We start from the raw sequence: 13,648 nt of genomic DNA, 5'->3' as shown, positions 1-13,648 counted from the left end.
GGGCGGGGGGGGGGGGGGGGGGGGGGGCCGGGGGGGGGGGGGGGGGGGTTGGGGGGGGGGGGGGGGGGGGCGGCCCCCGCCCCCCCCCCCCGCTCCGGCTCGACGGCCGGGCGCGCCTGCGCTGGGTCCGGCCCCGGCCGGAGCCGGCCGCTCGGCGCAGCCCCGCCGGACAAGACGGGGCGCAGCCGCACCCGGGGTCCGGGGGCGCGGCCCCTGGCGGGGCCGAAGGGACAGCGCCCCTGGAGAAGGGACGGGTAAGGGCGACGGGGGCGAAGGACTCCCTGCGCACCCCGAACGCGGCGGGCACGGCGGCCGCCGCCGTCAGCCCTCCTCGCCGACCCGGCCCTCCATCGCCAGCAGCTCCTCGTTCGGGATGGCCCCGCCGAAGCGGCGGTCGCGGGAGGCGAACTCCACGCAGGCCCGCCACAGGTCACGGCGGTCGAAGTCCGGCCACAGCACGTCCTGGAAGACCATCTCGGCGTACGCGCTCTGCCAGAGCAGGTAGTTGGAGGTGCGCTGCTCGCCGCTCGGGCGCAGGAACAGGTCCACGTCCGGCATGTCCGGGTAGTACAGGTACTTCTGGATGGTCTTCTCGCTGACCTTGGACGGGTCGAGGCGGCCGGCCGCCACGTCCTCGGCCATCGCCTTGGCCGCGTCCGCCAGCTCCGCCCGGCCGCCGTAGTTCATGCAGAAGTACAGCGTGATCAGGTCGTTGTCCTTGGTCTGCTCCTGGGCGACCTGCAACTCCTTGGCGACCGACTTCCACAGCCGGGGCATCCGGCCCACCCAGCGCACCCGGACGCCGAGCCCGTCGAGCTGGTCGCGGGACTTGCGGATGAAGTCCCGGTTGAAGTTCATCAGGAAGCGCACCTCGTCGGGCGAGCGCTTCCAGTTCTCGGTGGAGAAGGCGTACAGCGAGATGTTGCGCACGCCGATCTCGATCCCGCCCTGGAGCACGTCGAGGACGCGCTCGGCGCCGACCTTGTGCCCCTCGGTGCGGGGCAGCCCGCGCTGCTTGGCCCAGCGGCCGTTGCCGTCCATGACGATCGCCACGTGCTCGGGGACGAGTTCGCCCGGGAGCTTCGGCGCCCGCGCGCCGGACGGATGCGGCTCGGGCGCGTCGTACTCGCGGCGCCGCCCTCCCAGGAACCCGCGTACAGCCATGTGGTTCTCGTCTCCCTCGTGTCCCTCTTGCTTCTGCTTCTTACTTCTCGACGTACCTGAGCGAGCGCAGCCCGCGCTCCAGGTGCCAGTGCAGATAGGCGGACACCAGCCCGCTGCCCTCCCGCACGTACCGCGGCTCGCAGGCGTCCGCGGTTGCCCAGTCCCCCGTGAGCAGGGCGCCCAGCAGCGTGAGCGTCTGCGGCGAGGGTACGACACTGCCCGCCACCCGGCAGTCGACGCAGACCGAGCCGCCGGAGGCCACCGAGAAGAACCGGTTGGGCCCCGGCATGCCGCACTTCGCGCAGTCGCCGAAGCTGGGCGCGTAGCCGTTGACGGCCAGCGAGCGCAGCAGGAACGCGTCCAGCACCAGGTGCGGGGCGTGCTCGCCGCGGGCGAGGGTGCGCAGTCCGCCGACCAGCAGCAGGTACTGCTGGACGGCCGGCTCCCCCTCGTGGTCCGTGAACCGCTCGGCCGTCTCCAGCATGGCCGTCCCGGCGGTGTACCGGGCGTAGTCGGTGACGATCCCGCCGCCGTACGGAGCGATGGTCTCGCTCTGCGTGCACAGCGGCAGCCCGCGCCCGACCAGCTCGCTGCCCCGCGCGAAGAACTGCACGTCCACGTGCGAGAAGGGTTCAAGGCGGGCCCCGAACTTCGACTTGGTCCGCCGCACCCCGCGGGCCACGGCACGCACCCGTCCGTGACCCCGCGTGAGCAGTGTGATGATCCGGTCCGCCTCACCCAGCTTCTGGGTGCGCAGCACGATGCCGTCGTCGCGGAACAGACTCATGCGCCCATTGTCGCGCACGGCGGGAGCGGCCCCGCCCCGCCTTCAGGGCACCTCCCCCCGGCTGCGGGCGTTCGCGTACGCCGTCGCCGCGCTGAGCCGCTCGGCCGGGGTGGCCGCCCGCACCAGCTCCGGCGCGCAGTCCCACTCCCGGCCGCCGCCGAGGGGGCGCAGCTGGACGTACGGCCCCTCGTGACCCATGACCACGCCGACCCGCCCGGTGCCGGTGTCGAGGGCGTAAGCCCCGACCGGCGGACACGGCCCGCTCACCGCAGGACCGCGGCGAGCCGTGCGGCCGTCTCCACGGAGCAGCGGCCCAGCTCCACCAGCGGGCAGGGCGCCTCGCGGGCGAGCCCGGCCGGGTCGAGCCCGAGCGAGGGCAGGGTGATTCCTGCTTTTTCGAGAGCGGTACGCAATTCAACGATTGTTTCCTCCGCTTCCTGAACACAGACCGCCGAGTGAGTCGAGTGTTGCCGTGGTGCCACTGCGCGCTTCCTCCCTTTCCTTTTCTCCGGGATTTCCGTTATCCCAGAGTTTTACGCTTCGTGTCCCCACGATGACGCTCCGCGTCTACACTCGGAAGGGTTTCGGGCCCTACAAGAAGAGGGCTGCACAAGGGGGTTGGCGATGGCCAACGGTTCACGCCAGGCGGTCTGGGAGTTCTTCGGCACGGAGCTGAAGCGCCGCCGGGAGAACGCCGAGCTGACGCAGGTGGAGCTGGGTGCGAGGGTGTTCGTCTCGGGCGGCTACATCGGCCAGTTCGAACAGGCGATCAGAAAACCACAACTGGACGTGGCCCAGCGGATCGACGAGGTACTGCAAACCGACGGTATTTTCGAGCGGTTGTGCAGAAAGCTGATCGATGATCCGCGGTACGCGGAGTATTTCGCGAGGGCGGCGGAGCTGGAGGCGCTGGCTACCGAGATCTACGAGTTCGCGCCCGCACTGGTGCCGGGACTGTTGCAGACACGGGATTACGCCTGGGCGGTCACGGTGTCGATGAACCCGTTCGCAGTGGACGAGTACATCGAGGAGAAGGTGTCAGGCCGCCTGGAACGGGCGCGCATCCTCAAGGACGCCGCGCGCCCGGTGTATTGGGTGGTGCTGCATGAGAACGCACTGCGCATCCCCGTCGGCGGGCCGGCGGGGATGGCGGAGCAGCTCGAAAGTATCGCGCGGATGGCGCACAAGCGGACGGCGGTGGTGCAGGTGCTGCCGTACGCGGCCGGCCCCTACCCCGTCATGACGGGTTCCCTGAAGCTCATGGAGTTCGACGACGCCCCGCCAACGGCCTATACAGAAGCGGTGTATTCGGGCAACCTGCTGGACGATCCGGCCGTGGTCAAGCGTGCCCGCGCCGCATACGATCAGATCAGGGCCGCCGCGCTGTCGCCTGAGGCGTCCCTGGCCCTGATCGAATCGGCGGCGGAGGACTTCAGACGATGCGCGAGTACGACCTGACCAACGCCCGCTGGCACAAGAGTAGCTACAGCAACGGGCAAGGCGGCGACTGCGTAGAGGTCGCCCGCGACTTCCCCGGCGCCGCCCGCTGGCGCAAGAGCACGTACAGCGACGGCAACGGCGGCGACTGCCTCGAAGTGGCCGACGGAGTCCCCGGCATCGTCCCCGTCCGGGACAGCAAGGTGCCGGACGGGCCCGTGCTGGTCGTGCGGGCGGCGGCCTGGGCCCGGTTCGTCGGGGACGTGATGCGCCCCGGCGCAGGCCGTGTGTGATCCGGCGCTCGGCGAGCGGCGTGCACCGCTGAGCGCCGGACGGACAGGGCCTGCGCCGGGGCGCCGGTCAGATGCTCCCGAAGTGCCAGTAGTGGTCCTCCCAGGTGCCGCACTGGTACTGGATGGCCGCCGCCGTGTCGGAGGTGTCGCCGTCCTGGATGGCCAGGCACTTGCCGCTGTTGCGGTTCTTGATCTGATCCATGCGTCTGGCCGGGTCGTACAGGAACGTCCAGTACTGGTCGGGGTAGAGGGCGGGCGAGCCGCACGGGTACTGGGTCACGCCGGCGAAGTCGTCGCGTGACGCCGCGTCGACGGAGAGACACAGGCCGCTGTTCCGGTTGACGACCTTGTACCAGGTCAGGCCGTTGGCCTGACCGACGCTCTCGTACGTCCACACCTGGTCCGGCCAGACGAACGGAGAGCCGCAGGTGAACTGGTTGAGGTAGGCGAAGTCCTTCGACGCGGCCGGCACGGACAAGCACTTGCCCGACTTGAGGTTGCGGATGCTCAGCGGCCCCGAGACGCTGCCGTCGACGGCAGCCTGGGTGGCGCTCGCGGAGACGGTGACGCAGGCCAGCGCGGCAAGGAGCGCGCCGGTGAGACGTGTCAGTGAGGTCACGTGTCTGTCCTCTCGCTGGATGGGGGAACGGCCCGGTGCGGAGCCGGTGGTGTCAGCGGGCGACGTAGGCCACGTGGATGATCCGGGCGTTGAGATCGCACCACACGGTCGAGGTGTGACCGGTCACCACGATGGGACCGTCATGGCGGTACTCGTAGCCGTTGTCCAGCCGCTTGCAGGTGATCGCGGTGTTGAAACTGTCGTTGAAGCTGGTGCCGAAGCACTGGAGCGATACACCGGCGTGGCCGCCGCTGCCCGTCAGGTACTGCGGCGCGTTGCACGTCCAGATGGCCGCGGGCGACGCGGAGGCCGGGGCCGCTGCGCACAGCGTCCCGCCCGCGACGACGGCGGCAGAAGCGGCGATCACGGCGACACGCCGTACCAAGGACATGGAGACTCCTCGTCGTTCGGTGGATTGGTGCGGGACGGTCATCGTCCCAACGGAGCCACCGGGCGGCTTGGGGATCCGTGCCAGGTCACTTGTGGCTCGGCGCCGACCGGCCGGGGGCCGCTTCCTGGGAGCGCCACTCCGTGGGGGTCACGCCGTAGGCCGCTTTGAACGCCCGGCTGAACTCGGCCGGTGCCAGGAGACCCCAGCGGGCGGCGATGACGGCGACCGGCGTCCGGTCGAACCGCCGGTCCTGGAGGTCCGCGCGGCAGCGTTCCAGACGGCGGCTGCGGATCGTCGCGGCGACGGTGTCCGGCTTCTGGCGGAACAGCCTGTGGAGCGCGCGGACCGAGAGGTGGTGGTGGGCGGCGATGGCCGCCGGTGTGAGTCCGGGATCGCCGAGGTTGTGGTCGATGAAGGCGTCGATCCGCGTGAGCAGGACCTGGCACCGCGTCTCGGGGGGAACCAGGTGCTGCGCGTCGAGGTGATCGGCGAGGAACGAGGCGGCGAGGTCGACCACTGTCGACCCGAGGCGGCGCCGTTCGGCCGGGCCCAGCTCGGCAGCACGGTCGCAGATGGTGGTCAGGCAGGAGCGCAGGAGGGTGCCCGTCACCCCGTGCGGGGACAACGGCTGGGCCAGGAGGCGGTCGGCCCGCCCCGCCGACAGCGGGAACGCCCGCTTGGAGACGCGCAACAGGGCGACCTGGCCGGTGCCGGACGCGTCGGTGATCCACGCGTCCAGGGGGTGGGACGTGTCGAAGAGGACCAGGCCCCCGTTTTCGACGACGGAATCGGAACGGCGCTGCTGCACACGCATCGGGCTCCCCGTTATCAGCCCCAGTTGGTAGGTCTCCGGGTCTCCCCGGCGTATGTCCCGGGCGGTGCGCACACCCCTCAGAGGGGGAAAGGTGAACGCCCCGATCTGCGCCACGCACAGCTCGACCGCGAGGACCCGGGCACGGAAGTCATCAGCGTGTGCGCTGATGAGCGACACGGGGGCGACGTGCTGCCGCGTCATGTCCGTGTACCAGGAGAAACGGTCGCGCGCAGGCAGTGCGCTGCTCGAAACCGAGAGCAGCGCGGGCGCGACCCCGTGTGGTGGTTTCGGCACGGTTCCATGGTGCGCAGCACCCGGACCGGCGCGGAAGCCGGTCACCGGCCATCTCCCCATGCCGGCCGCCAGGGGGAACGCAGGGGGTAAACCCCCCGGCGGACAAGCCAGTTGGCCGGATGGGGCGGGAGGTCCCGGTCCGCGAAGCTCGTCGCATGACCACACAGCGCACGGGCAACACCACCCGCACCCGTAACCGCACCCGCCGCAACGCCGCCCTCGTCGGTGTCTCCGCCGTGCTCCTGGGAGTCACCGCACCCGTGACGGCGTCGGCCGCCGCCGCTCCCGCGCACCGAGGGGACACCCTCACCTGGACGAAGTGCGAGGGCACCGGCCTCGACTCCCGGCAGCGGTGCGCGACCCTGGACGTCCCCATGGACTACGCCGATCCGCACAGCCCGCGCATCTCGATCGCCGTCTCGCGTATCCCGGGCGAGAAGCCGTCCGCGCGGCGCGGGGCGCTGCTGCTGATCCCGGGCGGGCCCGGCGGGTCCAGCCTGAACGACCCCTCGGGGAAGGGGCAGAAGCTCCCGAAGGCGGTGCGCGAGGCCTACGACCTCGTCGGGTTCGCGCCACGCGGCCTCGCGCCCTCCACGGCGGTGGGCTGCGGCCTCGACCACGCCGACCTGGCCACGACGAGGCTGCGCCCGTGGCCGGCCGCCGACGGTTCGATCGCGGGGAACCTGGCCGACGCGCAGCGCATGTCGCAGGCGTGCGCGAAGAACGGCGGGGAGCTGATGCGGCACCTCAGCACGGCCGACGAGGCCCGTGACATCGACCGCCTCCGGGCGGCGCTGGGCGAGAAGAAGCTGTCCGCGTGGGGCGTGTCGTACGGGACGTACGTCGGAGCCGTCTACAACCAGCTCTTCCCGCGGCGCGTCGACCGCATGGTGCTGGACAGCAACGACAACCCGGACCCGGCGCGGGTCGGCCGCGCCTGGCTGGGCGGGCACGAGCAGGGCGTGGAGGACACCTTCCCCGACTTCGCGGCCTGGGCGTCCCGGCCCGGCAACCCCGACCGGGTGGCCGAGCGGGCCGCCGACGTACGGCCGCTGTTCCTGCGGCTCGCCGCCCGCCTGGACCGCGACCCGATCCCGTGGCCCGGCGCCAACCCCGAGGAGCTGAACGGGAACGTACTGCGCCAGACCATGCTGGACAGCCTCTACTCCCCGGCGAAGTACCCGGACCTGGCCAAGCTGATGCTGGCCGCGCAGCGGGGCACCGTACCGCCCGCGCCGAAGGCGCCGCCGGAGGCGGTGCTCCAGAACGTCGCGGCCGTGGGCGCCGGCACCCTCTGCAACGACGTCGCCTGGCCGCACTCGGCGGCGGCGTACGAGAAGGACGTGGCGGACAGCCGCGCCGCGTACCCGCTCACCGCGGGCATGCCCCGCAACGCGATGCTGTGCGCCGCCTGGCCCTACCCGCCCCGTCAGGAGCCCGTACGGATCACCGACCACGGGCCGTCGAACGTGCTGCTGGTGCAGAACGAGCGGGACGTGGCCACTCCGCTCGGCGGCGCCCTGAAGCTCCGCTCGGCGCTCGGCCGGCGCGCGGTCATGGTCACCGTGGACTCCACGGGCCACGACGCCTACCTGGCCAACGGCAACGCCTGCGGCGACCGCACCGTCTCGCGCTTCCTGGCCACGGGCGTGCGGCCGGACACGGACGTGTACTGCGACTGACCGACTGACCGGACGCGCCGGTCAGTCCCGCTCGGACCCGTCGACCATCCAGGTGCCGTCCTCCTCGTCGTCGACGCGGACCTCCAGTTCCCGCAGGCTCATGCCCGCCTCCCACAGCTCCGTGAAGCGCTTCATGCGCTCCTGGACGTGGTCGTGGCGGGCGATGAGCCGGGTCCTGACGTTGACGTCCCGCAGGTCCTGGTCGATCTCGAAGGACGCCTCCTCGTCGTAGACGATGAAGTCGTTGGTGGTGCCGCGCTGGAGGTGCGGCGGCAGCTCGGGCAGCACCGACACGCGCACCTCGATGCGCAGCAGCTCCTGCTCCTCGCACAGTCGCAGCAGCCGGTCGTCGAGTTCGCGGGCGCTCTCCAGCAGGAACACCCGGCGGACCGTGACGCCCCGCTCCTGGACCGCCTCCTGCTGCGCCTGGAGATAGCGGGTGGCGGGCTCGCTGTTCCAGAACTCGCGGTCCACGGAGGTGCTGGTGGCGCAGATGGACTCCTCGGCGGCCCGGGTCAGGGACAGCATCCAGTCGTGGTTCTCGCCGGGGCACTCGGCGCTCAGGTTGGTGAGGTCGGTCATGTGGCCGACGACCCGGCTCATCTCCAGGCGGACGAACGTGTAGAGGATCGACGGCCCGGGGGCCAGCACCTCGGCGAAGTTCTTGGCCAGTTCGGGCACTCCGTCGGCCCGGATCCGGGCCGGCTGGAGGTAGGGCTCGTCGGCGGGCCGCTCCACCTCGGCGAGCCGGCTCTCCACCAGTTGCCGCATGTCGTCGGTGTGGCGGGTGAGGCCGGTGTCCAGCTTGTCGTCGTGGCGGCGCAGGCCGTCGCGTACCGCGGCTGCGGTCTCGGCCAGCAGGCTCTCCGTGCGCCGGGCGTGCGCCTCCAGGCGCCTGGCCTGCTCGTCCGTGCGCCGGTCCAGGCCGAGGACGTGCTGCACGAGGACCGCAGCCGCGGCGCACAGGGCGGCGGCCCCGGCCTGCCGGGACACCGCGGTCTGCGGGGCCAGCAGCGCGGTGACGGACCAGGCCAGGGCGCCCGTGACGACACCGGCCGCGATGCGGCGCAGCCAGCGCGACGGGCCGGGGCGCCGCGCCCGTAACGCGTCCGTCGCGAGGGCCGCCCGGACTGTGCCGGCGGGGCCGGACCTCCGCCGCTCGCCGGTCCGGCCGGGCGTGCCGGGCGTGCCGGAACCGCCGGACGCCGGAGCGGGGATCGCCTCGCCGGGCGGCCTGGCCGCGCCGGACGCGGCGGCGGCGCCGGTCGTGCTCTCGGGCTGGGGTGACTGTGCCGTGCTCATCTCGCTTCTCCCCCCGTTGGGATGCGCGTCGGATCGGGATGCGGGGATGTGCGGTGGGGGACCTGGTCGGGCGTCCGGTCAGGGAACCGGCTCCACCTCCCGGTGCAGCGAGGAGATCGCGTGCAGGGTGAGCTGGTCGCGGATGCGCTGCACCTGCGCCTGCCACTGGCGGGTGAAGCCGGGCCGTTCCTCCAGCGCGTCCCAGAGCGGGGCCAGCTCCGTGGCCACCCGGGCCCGTGGCATCCACAGGTGCATCAGGTGGTCGACGGCGGGCCGCAGCACCCGGACGGCGGTGGAACGGTCCCGCTCCCCCGCTCTGGCCCGGGCGGGCGGGGCCTGCGCCCCCAGGCTGACGCCGTCCAGCAGGCGGACCAGGGTGGTCAGCAGCCAGTCGTGCAGGGCCAGGTCGTCGCAGAGCCCGGCGATGTCGGCGGTGGGCGTGCCGGCCGGTACCCGGAGCCGTACGGTGCGCAGCTCGTCCTCGGCGAGCGTGAACCGCTCGATGGCCGGGCCGGCGTCCCCCTCGGCGGGCAGGGCGGCCCAGCGCAGCCGGGTGGGGCGGGAGCGCAGGGGCGGGCAGTGGTCGAGCAGGGGGTGGCGCAGCAGGCGGGTGAGCAGTCCGTCGGCGACGAGGCCCACGTCGAGGTCGCCGTGGCGTCCGCCGCCGAGCACGCCCTGGGCGACCGCCTCCGACGGCAGTCTCCCGAACGGCTCCAGCAGGCCGGGCCGCACCAGGTACTGGCCCCAGGGGCGCCGCTGGTCGGGTCCGGTGGCGGTGAGGCGGAAGTACGCGGAGGTCTGCAGGACGCGGCCCTCGGTGAGCGCGGCCCGCGCGGCGACCGTGCCGACGGCGCGCACCCGCGCGCCGTTGGCGCTGGGCAGCGGGCAGTCGACGCCGGTGAGGGTCTCGGGGGAACGCGCGTAGAGGTTGGGGCGCTCGGAGAGCAGGACGCGTTCGTCGGCGCGCAGCCCGAGGAGCTGGGCCGCGGCCCGGATGTCGAGGGCCTGCCCGGCGGGCAGCAGGCAGGTACGGATCTCACCGCAGGCGAGCACGGCGTGCGGCGCGGTCTTCCCGGACCCGGCAGCCGCCCGGTCCTGACCCCTCGCGGCGGACGTGTCGGCCATGTCACGTCCCCGCGTAGAACACGTAGGAGACGCGGTCGGCCACCGAGTCCGGCACGGTCACCCGCTCGCGGGCGGACCGCTCGGCGACCTGGTCCAGCGCCCCGCGGTCCACCTCGACCTGATCGAGCACCACCCGGACGGCGTGCTCGACGGGGAGGAAGCGGCTGGGCAGCACCGAACAGGTCCGGTACGCGGCGAACGGGTCCGCGCGGGCGTTGAGGCGCAGCAGCGCGGGCAGGTCGTCCCAGTCGTCGGGGAAGGCGGCGGCGCTGTGCGGGTGGGGGTCGAAGACGGGGTCGCCCTCGTTGCGCAGCAGTCCGAGGCGGCCGAGTTGCCACACCGCGGCGAGGAACGGGCAGGACCAGGTGCGGCGCCCGTCGGCGTCGTCGCTCCACAGCTCGGCGTCGAGGAAGACGGAGTGGCGGCGGACCGCGGTCTCCCTGGGCGGCTGCCAGGCGGCGGCGGTCTTCATCGCCTGCGGGGCACGGGCGACGGGACTGCGCTCGCCGTTGGCCAGCCAGCCGGTCTGCGCGGCGGGCGGGCGGTTGCCGTAGCTGCCCGGCGGGGGTTCCTCCACGAGCCGCCCGGCCACCGCCTCGGCCACGGGCACCTTGCCGGTGACGGCGCAGCCGGACTCGCGGGCCAGGTAGTCGACGACCAGCCCGGCCCGCTCGGCCTCCGCCAGCAGCATCGGGACCAGTTCGGCGGGGCTGGAGAACCGGGCGAAGTAGTCGTCGATCAGGAAGCAGGTGCTGACGCGGGGCCGCCGGGTGCCGGTGCGGACCGCCGCGGCGGCGCGCGCGGCCTCCGCCCAGGGCCGTACCTGGGCGAAGTGCTCGCGCAGCCGCTGCGGGCCGGCCTCGAAGTCCTCCATGTAGAGGTGGCCCAGCTCCAGCGACAGGTGGGACAGCGGCACCGCCTGGGTGCGCGGCTCGGCCGCGGTCTCACGGAACACGGCCTCCGTCACAGCTGCCCCCAGTACGTGTCGTCCGTCAGGCGCCGGGCCAGCTCCTCCAGCGCCTCCAGGGTCTCCTTGTTGGCTATCTGGGTGGAGAGCACGTCCTCCTCCGTGATGAGCTGTTCGCGCCACTGGAGGATGGGTTCCAGGGGCACGATGCCGACGACGACGCTGTCGCCGATGCGGTGCTCGGCGGCGAGCCGGCGCAGCGTCTCGTCGCAGGCCTGCATCCAGGCGGCCTGGGCGGGCGAGCCGTGCGACCACAGCGGCGACTCGGGGTCCGGTACGGCGGCCCGCACGAAGCGGATCGACGCCCGCAGGGTCTGCTCGTCGTGGCCGCGTTCCACGCCGCCCCTGATGATGCCGTGTTCCTTGTGCACCAGGCCGGACGCGGCGATCACGTGCTGCCGGGTCCAGCGGTGGAAGACGAGCCAGCGGTGGGGGACGTTGCGCATCCGGGGGTGGGCGGTGGCCGCGAGGACCATGTCGACGGCGTAGCTGCGGCCCGCGCTGAGGTCCACCACGATCAGGTCGAACTCGGTGTTCAGCCGCAGCAGCAGGTCGATGCACCGCTCCAGGGCCTCCTCTCCGGTGGCGAACTCGCCGCCGCCCGCGTCGCCGGGTAAGAGGACCAGCCGGCCGGACTGGTTGGGACGAGCCCGCAGCAGGGGGTGCTCGGTCTGCCGCCAGACGTCGATCCTGGCGGGTTCGGTGATCTCGCCCTCCAGGTAGGAGTGCAGGCCGCGTTCCTCCGTGCCGCGCATCGCGCCGGGGACGTCGAAGACGGCGGCGGCCGTCGGCGAGCCGAAGTCGAAGTCGACGTAGGCCACGTGGTCGCCGGTGAGGGCTCGCTGGTAGGCCAGGTTGGCGCTGGTGACCGAGCGGCCCGTGCCTCCCTTGTCGGAGGCGGCGAAGACGAGCACGGCTCACACCTCCTGCGCGGCGGCGCCCCTGGCCTGGGCCAGGGTGTCGAGTTCCTGGAGGACGGGCAGGGCCAGCGCGAAGGCGGTGGCGGGGCGCTCGTCGAGCAGGTCGCGGGCGTGCTCCAGGCGGCTCTCGATGCTCCGCATCGTGCGGCCCCGGCCGCCGTCGGCTCCCGCGGACGCCTCCAGTTGCTCCTTGCCGAACAGGTGGGTGGCCTCGCTGAGCAGTTCCCGGGCGAGCTGGGCCAGTTCGGGGCTGCGGATGGGCTGCTGCTCGTACAGGTTGCGGGCGGCCACCAGGCACTCGGTGAGGCGTTCGGTGATGCTCCAGGACAGGCGCGGGCCCGCGTCGCGCGCGTCCGGGTAGACGATCCGTACGTCGTCCCAGAGGTCGGCGCCCACGCCGTCCTCGATCCGCCGGTTCCACAGGTGTTCGAAGGTCTGCTCGGCCAGCCGCAGCAGGCGGTCCTGGGCGTCGATGTTCCGGGAGAGTTCGGCGAGCTGGACGATGCGTTTGAGGAGCTGGGCGGAGAAGTCGGTCATCCGCCACAGGAGGAGGCCGCCGGAGCGTTCGGAGCCGGCGAGCGGCATGGTGACGCCGGGGTTGTGCAGGGCGATGACGGGGTCGTTGCGGGTCATCCGGCTGGTGACCCGGCCGCGGTCGGCCAGGCGTTCCATGATGGCGACGGTGCGGGTCAGGTCGTCGTCGGTGGCCTTCCTGCGGACCAGGTCGTGCACGAGGATGGCGGCGACGGTCAGGGAGAAGTACTCGGACTCCAGGCGCAGGCCGGTGGTCTGCCAGGGCAGGTCCTCCAGGGGCCAGCGCTCGCTGCCGAACCGGGCGACAGCGGACCAGTACTGCTGGCTCAGCTCCCAGCGCAGGCGTAACGCCTCGGCGAGTTTCTGCTGGTCGGCGTCGAGCAGACCGAGGGTGAGGGTGCGCTCGGAGAACAGGTCCTGGATGCCGTCGAGGGCGACCACGGTGAAGTACACGTAGGGCAGCCGGTCGGCGATGCCGTCGGGCTGGCCGGGGACCTGGACGTCGAGGTCGGTGACGTGCGGCGCGTCCCGCACCACGCCCCAGGCCCAGCCGCACTCGAAGAGCTGGCTCTCGTCGCGGATGCTCTCGTCGACCTGGATGCCGCGGGTGAGGCTTTCGATGATCGTGGCGCGCAGTGGGCGGAAGCGGCGGGCGAACTGCTGGAGGACGGCCCGGTCGGACTGCCGGTTCTGCCCGATGACCTGGATCAGGCGCCTGCCCTGCTCGGACTCGGCGTCGAAGACGTTGACCGTGAAGGAGCGCAGGAGGCTGATCATCGCGGCGGTCAGCCGTGCGTTCGTGGCCTCCCTCAGCTCGTCGATCGCCCTGCGGACCTCGGGGCGGGTCGTGGTGCCCTCGTAGACCTTGAGGAAGCCGAGGGTGGCCAGGCACAGCGTGACGGACATGGAGTAGGAGTCCACCACGCCCAACTGCGCCTGGTCGTGGGTGATCTCACCGCCCGCGTCGGCGGGTTTGAAGTAGTGGCCGCCGGAGAAGGTGGGGCTGTCGTCGGGTCCGGTGTGGGTGCGCATGAACTGGTTGAGCGCGGTGATCAGGTTGGGCGGGATCTCCAGCCGGCTGCCGATCCCCTCCAGGGCGCGCAGGACGTCCCGCTCGGTGGTGTCGGGCTGGTCGAGCCGGAACGCGGGCACCTCGGTGGCGGGGTACAGCAGGCACAGCAGGCGCTCGGCGTCCGCGACGCTGCTCAGTCCGTCGGTGTCCCCGGTGACGAGCTTGCCGTCCTCGAACGAATGACGGGCCGTGGCCCGCCAGATGTCCAGCAGATGCTGCCGTGGCTTGATCTGCATCCCCGCACCCC

At 72.5% G+C, this 13,648-nt stretch carries 15 protein-coding genes; 3 read left to right on the top strand and 12 right to left on the bottom strand.

Annotated features, from left to right (window positions below):
* Positions 1-321: 321 nt before the first annotated feature.
* From ACFC02_RS09185 to ACFC02_RS09170, 4 genes are read right to left on the bottom strand one after another with little or no spacing between them, the layout of a single operon-like run.
* Positions 322-1,164 (bottom strand): isoprenyl transferase, encoded by an 843-nt coding sequence (locus tag ACFC02_RS09185; protein ID WP_376354350.1) that lies wholly within the window; start codon positions 1,162-1,164, stop codon positions 322-324.
* Positions 1,165-1,204: 40 nt separating this feature from the next.
* Entirely contained in the window at positions 1,205-1,951 is a 747-nt protein-coding gene (gene recO / locus ACFC02_RS09180) for a DNA repair protein RecO (protein ID WP_376354347.1), read from the bottom strand.
* Between the two features lie 42 nt (positions 1,952-1,993).
* Positions 1,994-2,218: a hypothetical protein gene (locus ACFC02_RS09175; RefSeq protein ID WP_376354372.1), complete on the bottom strand. Its 225-nt coding sequence runs from the start codon at positions 2,216-2,218 to the stop codon at positions 1,994-1,996.
* Positions 2,215-2,433 (bottom strand): hypothetical protein, encoded by a 219-nt coding sequence (locus ACFC02_RS09170; RefSeq protein WP_360973376.1) that lies wholly within the window; start codon positions 2,431-2,433, stop codon positions 2,215-2,217. The genes ACFC02_RS09175 and ACFC02_RS09170 overlap by 4 nt, the downstream gene beginning before the upstream one ends.
* Positions 2,434-2,575: 142 nt before the next feature.
* On the opposite strand from ACFC02_RS09170, the gene ACFC02_RS09165 reads away from it, so the two are divergent.
* Both ACFC02_RS09165 and ACFC02_RS09160 read left to right on the top strand, forming a co-directional pair.
* Positions 2,576-3,409, top strand: coding sequence for a Scr1 family TA system antitoxin-like transcriptional regulator (locus tag ACFC02_RS09165; protein WP_376354343.1), 834 nt, complete (start codon positions 2,576-2,578; stop codon positions 3,407-3,409).
* A complete protein-coding gene (locus ACFC02_RS09160) occupies positions 3,391-3,681 on the top strand; it encodes a DUF397 domain-containing protein (RefSeq protein ID WP_376354340.1) in 291 nt (96 codons plus the stop codon). Before ACFC02_RS09165 ends, ACFC02_RS09160 begins: the two co-directional genes overlap by 19 nt.
* A gap of 67 nt (positions 3,682-3,748) precedes the next feature.
* Here ACFC02_RS09160 and ACFC02_RS09155 read toward each other — a convergent pair whose 3' ends face one another.
* The 3 genes from ACFC02_RS09155 to ACFC02_RS09145 all read right to left on the bottom strand — a co-directional run bounded on the left by ACFC02_RS09155 (position 3,749) and on the right by ACFC02_RS09145 (position 5,799).
* Entirely contained in the window at positions 3,749-4,300 is a 552-nt protein-coding gene (locus tag ACFC02_RS09155; protein WP_376354337.1) for an RICIN domain-containing protein, read from the bottom strand.
* Between the two features lie 52 nt (positions 4,301-4,352).
* Positions 4,353-4,691: a hypothetical protein gene (locus ACFC02_RS09150; RefSeq protein ID WP_376354334.1), complete on the bottom strand. Its 339-nt coding sequence runs from the start codon at positions 4,689-4,691 to the stop codon at positions 4,353-4,355.
* A gap of 85 nt (positions 4,692-4,776) precedes the next feature.
* Entirely contained in the window at positions 4,777-5,799 is a 1,023-nt protein-coding gene (locus tag ACFC02_RS09145; protein ID WP_376354332.1) for a helix-turn-helix domain-containing protein, read from the bottom strand.
* 155 nt (positions 5,800-5,954) lie between these two features.
* Here ACFC02_RS09145 and ACFC02_RS09140 point away from each other — a divergent pair, with 155 nt between their 5' ends.
* Entirely contained in the window at positions 5,955-7,481 is a 1,527-nt protein-coding gene (locus ACFC02_RS09140) for an alpha/beta hydrolase (protein WP_376354329.1), read from the top strand.
* 21 nt (positions 7,482-7,502) lie between these two features.
* Here ACFC02_RS09140 and ACFC02_RS09135 read toward each other — a convergent pair whose 3' ends face one another.
* The 5 genes from ACFC02_RS09135 to ACFC02_RS09115 form a co-directional block, all read right to left on the bottom strand.
* Complete coding sequence (locus tag ACFC02_RS09135; RefSeq protein ID WP_376354326.1) at positions 7,503-8,783, bottom strand: hypothetical protein; 1,281 nt, start codon at positions 8,781-8,783, stop codon at positions 7,503-7,505.
* 78 nt (positions 8,784-8,861) lie between these two features.
* Entirely contained in the window at positions 8,862-9,908 is a 1,047-nt protein-coding gene (locus ACFC02_RS09130) for an SCO2521 family protein (protein ID WP_376354324.1), read from the bottom strand.
* A 1-nt stretch (position 9,909) separates the two neighbouring features.
* The gene (locus tag ACFC02_RS09125; RefSeq protein WP_376354320.1) at positions 9,910-10,875 is read right to left on the bottom strand and encodes an SCO2522 family protein; all 966 of its coding nucleotides are present in this window, start codon (positions 10,873-10,875) and stop codon (positions 9,910-9,912) included.
* Entirely contained in the window at positions 10,872-11,789 is a 918-nt protein-coding gene (locus ACFC02_RS09120; RefSeq protein WP_376354318.1) for an SCO2523 family variant P-loop protein, read from the bottom strand. Before ACFC02_RS09120 ends, ACFC02_RS09125 begins: the two co-directional genes overlap by 4 nt.
* Positions 11,790-11,792: 3 nt before the next feature.
* Positions 11,793-13,637 carry an SCO2524 family protein gene (locus ACFC02_RS09115; protein WP_376354315.1) on the bottom strand — a complete coding sequence of 615 codons (1,845 nt, stop codon included), beginning with the start codon at positions 13,635-13,637 and terminating at the stop codon, positions 11,793-11,795.
* Positions 13,638-13,648: the final 11 nt, after the last annotated feature.

This window comes from Streptomyces sp. NPDC056160 (assembly GCF_042268205.1).
Classification (GTDB): Bacteria; Actinomycetota; Actinomycetes; order Streptomycetales; family Streptomycetaceae; genus Streptomyces.
Note: the sequence above shows the minus strand (reverse complement) of the source record. Positions and strands in the feature narration are given on the sequence as shown.

Bases quoted from the DNA above. Each gene is read 5' to 3' on its own strand.
- ACFC02_RS09130 (WP_376354324.1), bottom strand. From the start codon at position 9,908: ATGGCCGACACGTCCGCCGCGAGGGGTCAGGACCGGGCGGCTGCCGGG.
- ACFC02_RS09160 (WP_376354340.1), top strand. From the start codon at position 3,391: ATGCGCGAGTACGACCTGACCAACGCCCGCTGGCACAAGAGTAGCTAC.
- ACFC02_RS09150 (WP_376354334.1), bottom strand. From the start codon at position 4,691: ATGTCCTTGGTACGGCGTGTCGCCGTGATCGCCGCTTCTGCCGCCGTC.
- ACFC02_RS09115 (WP_376354315.1), bottom strand. From the start codon at position 13,637: ATGCAGATCAAGCCACGGCAGCATCTGCTGGACATCTGGCGGGCCACG.
- recO (WP_376354347.1), bottom strand. From the start codon at position 1,951: ATGAGTCTGTTCCGCGACGACGGCATCGTGCTGCGCACCCAGAAGCTG.
- ACFC02_RS09165 (WP_376354343.1), top strand. From the start codon at position 2,576: ATGGCCAACGGTTCACGCCAGGCGGTCTGGGAGTTCTTCGGCACGGAG.
- ACFC02_RS09185 (WP_376354350.1), bottom strand. From the start codon at position 1,164: ATGGCTGTACGCGGGTTCCTGGGAGGGCGGCGCCGCGAGTACGACGCG.
- ACFC02_RS09135 (WP_376354326.1), bottom strand. From the start codon at position 8,783: ATGAGCACGGCACAGTCACCCCAGCCCGAGAGCACGACCGGCGCCGCC.
- ACFC02_RS09140 (WP_376354329.1), top strand. From the start codon at position 5,955: ATGACCACACAGCGCACGGGCAACACCACCCGCACCCGTAACCGCACC.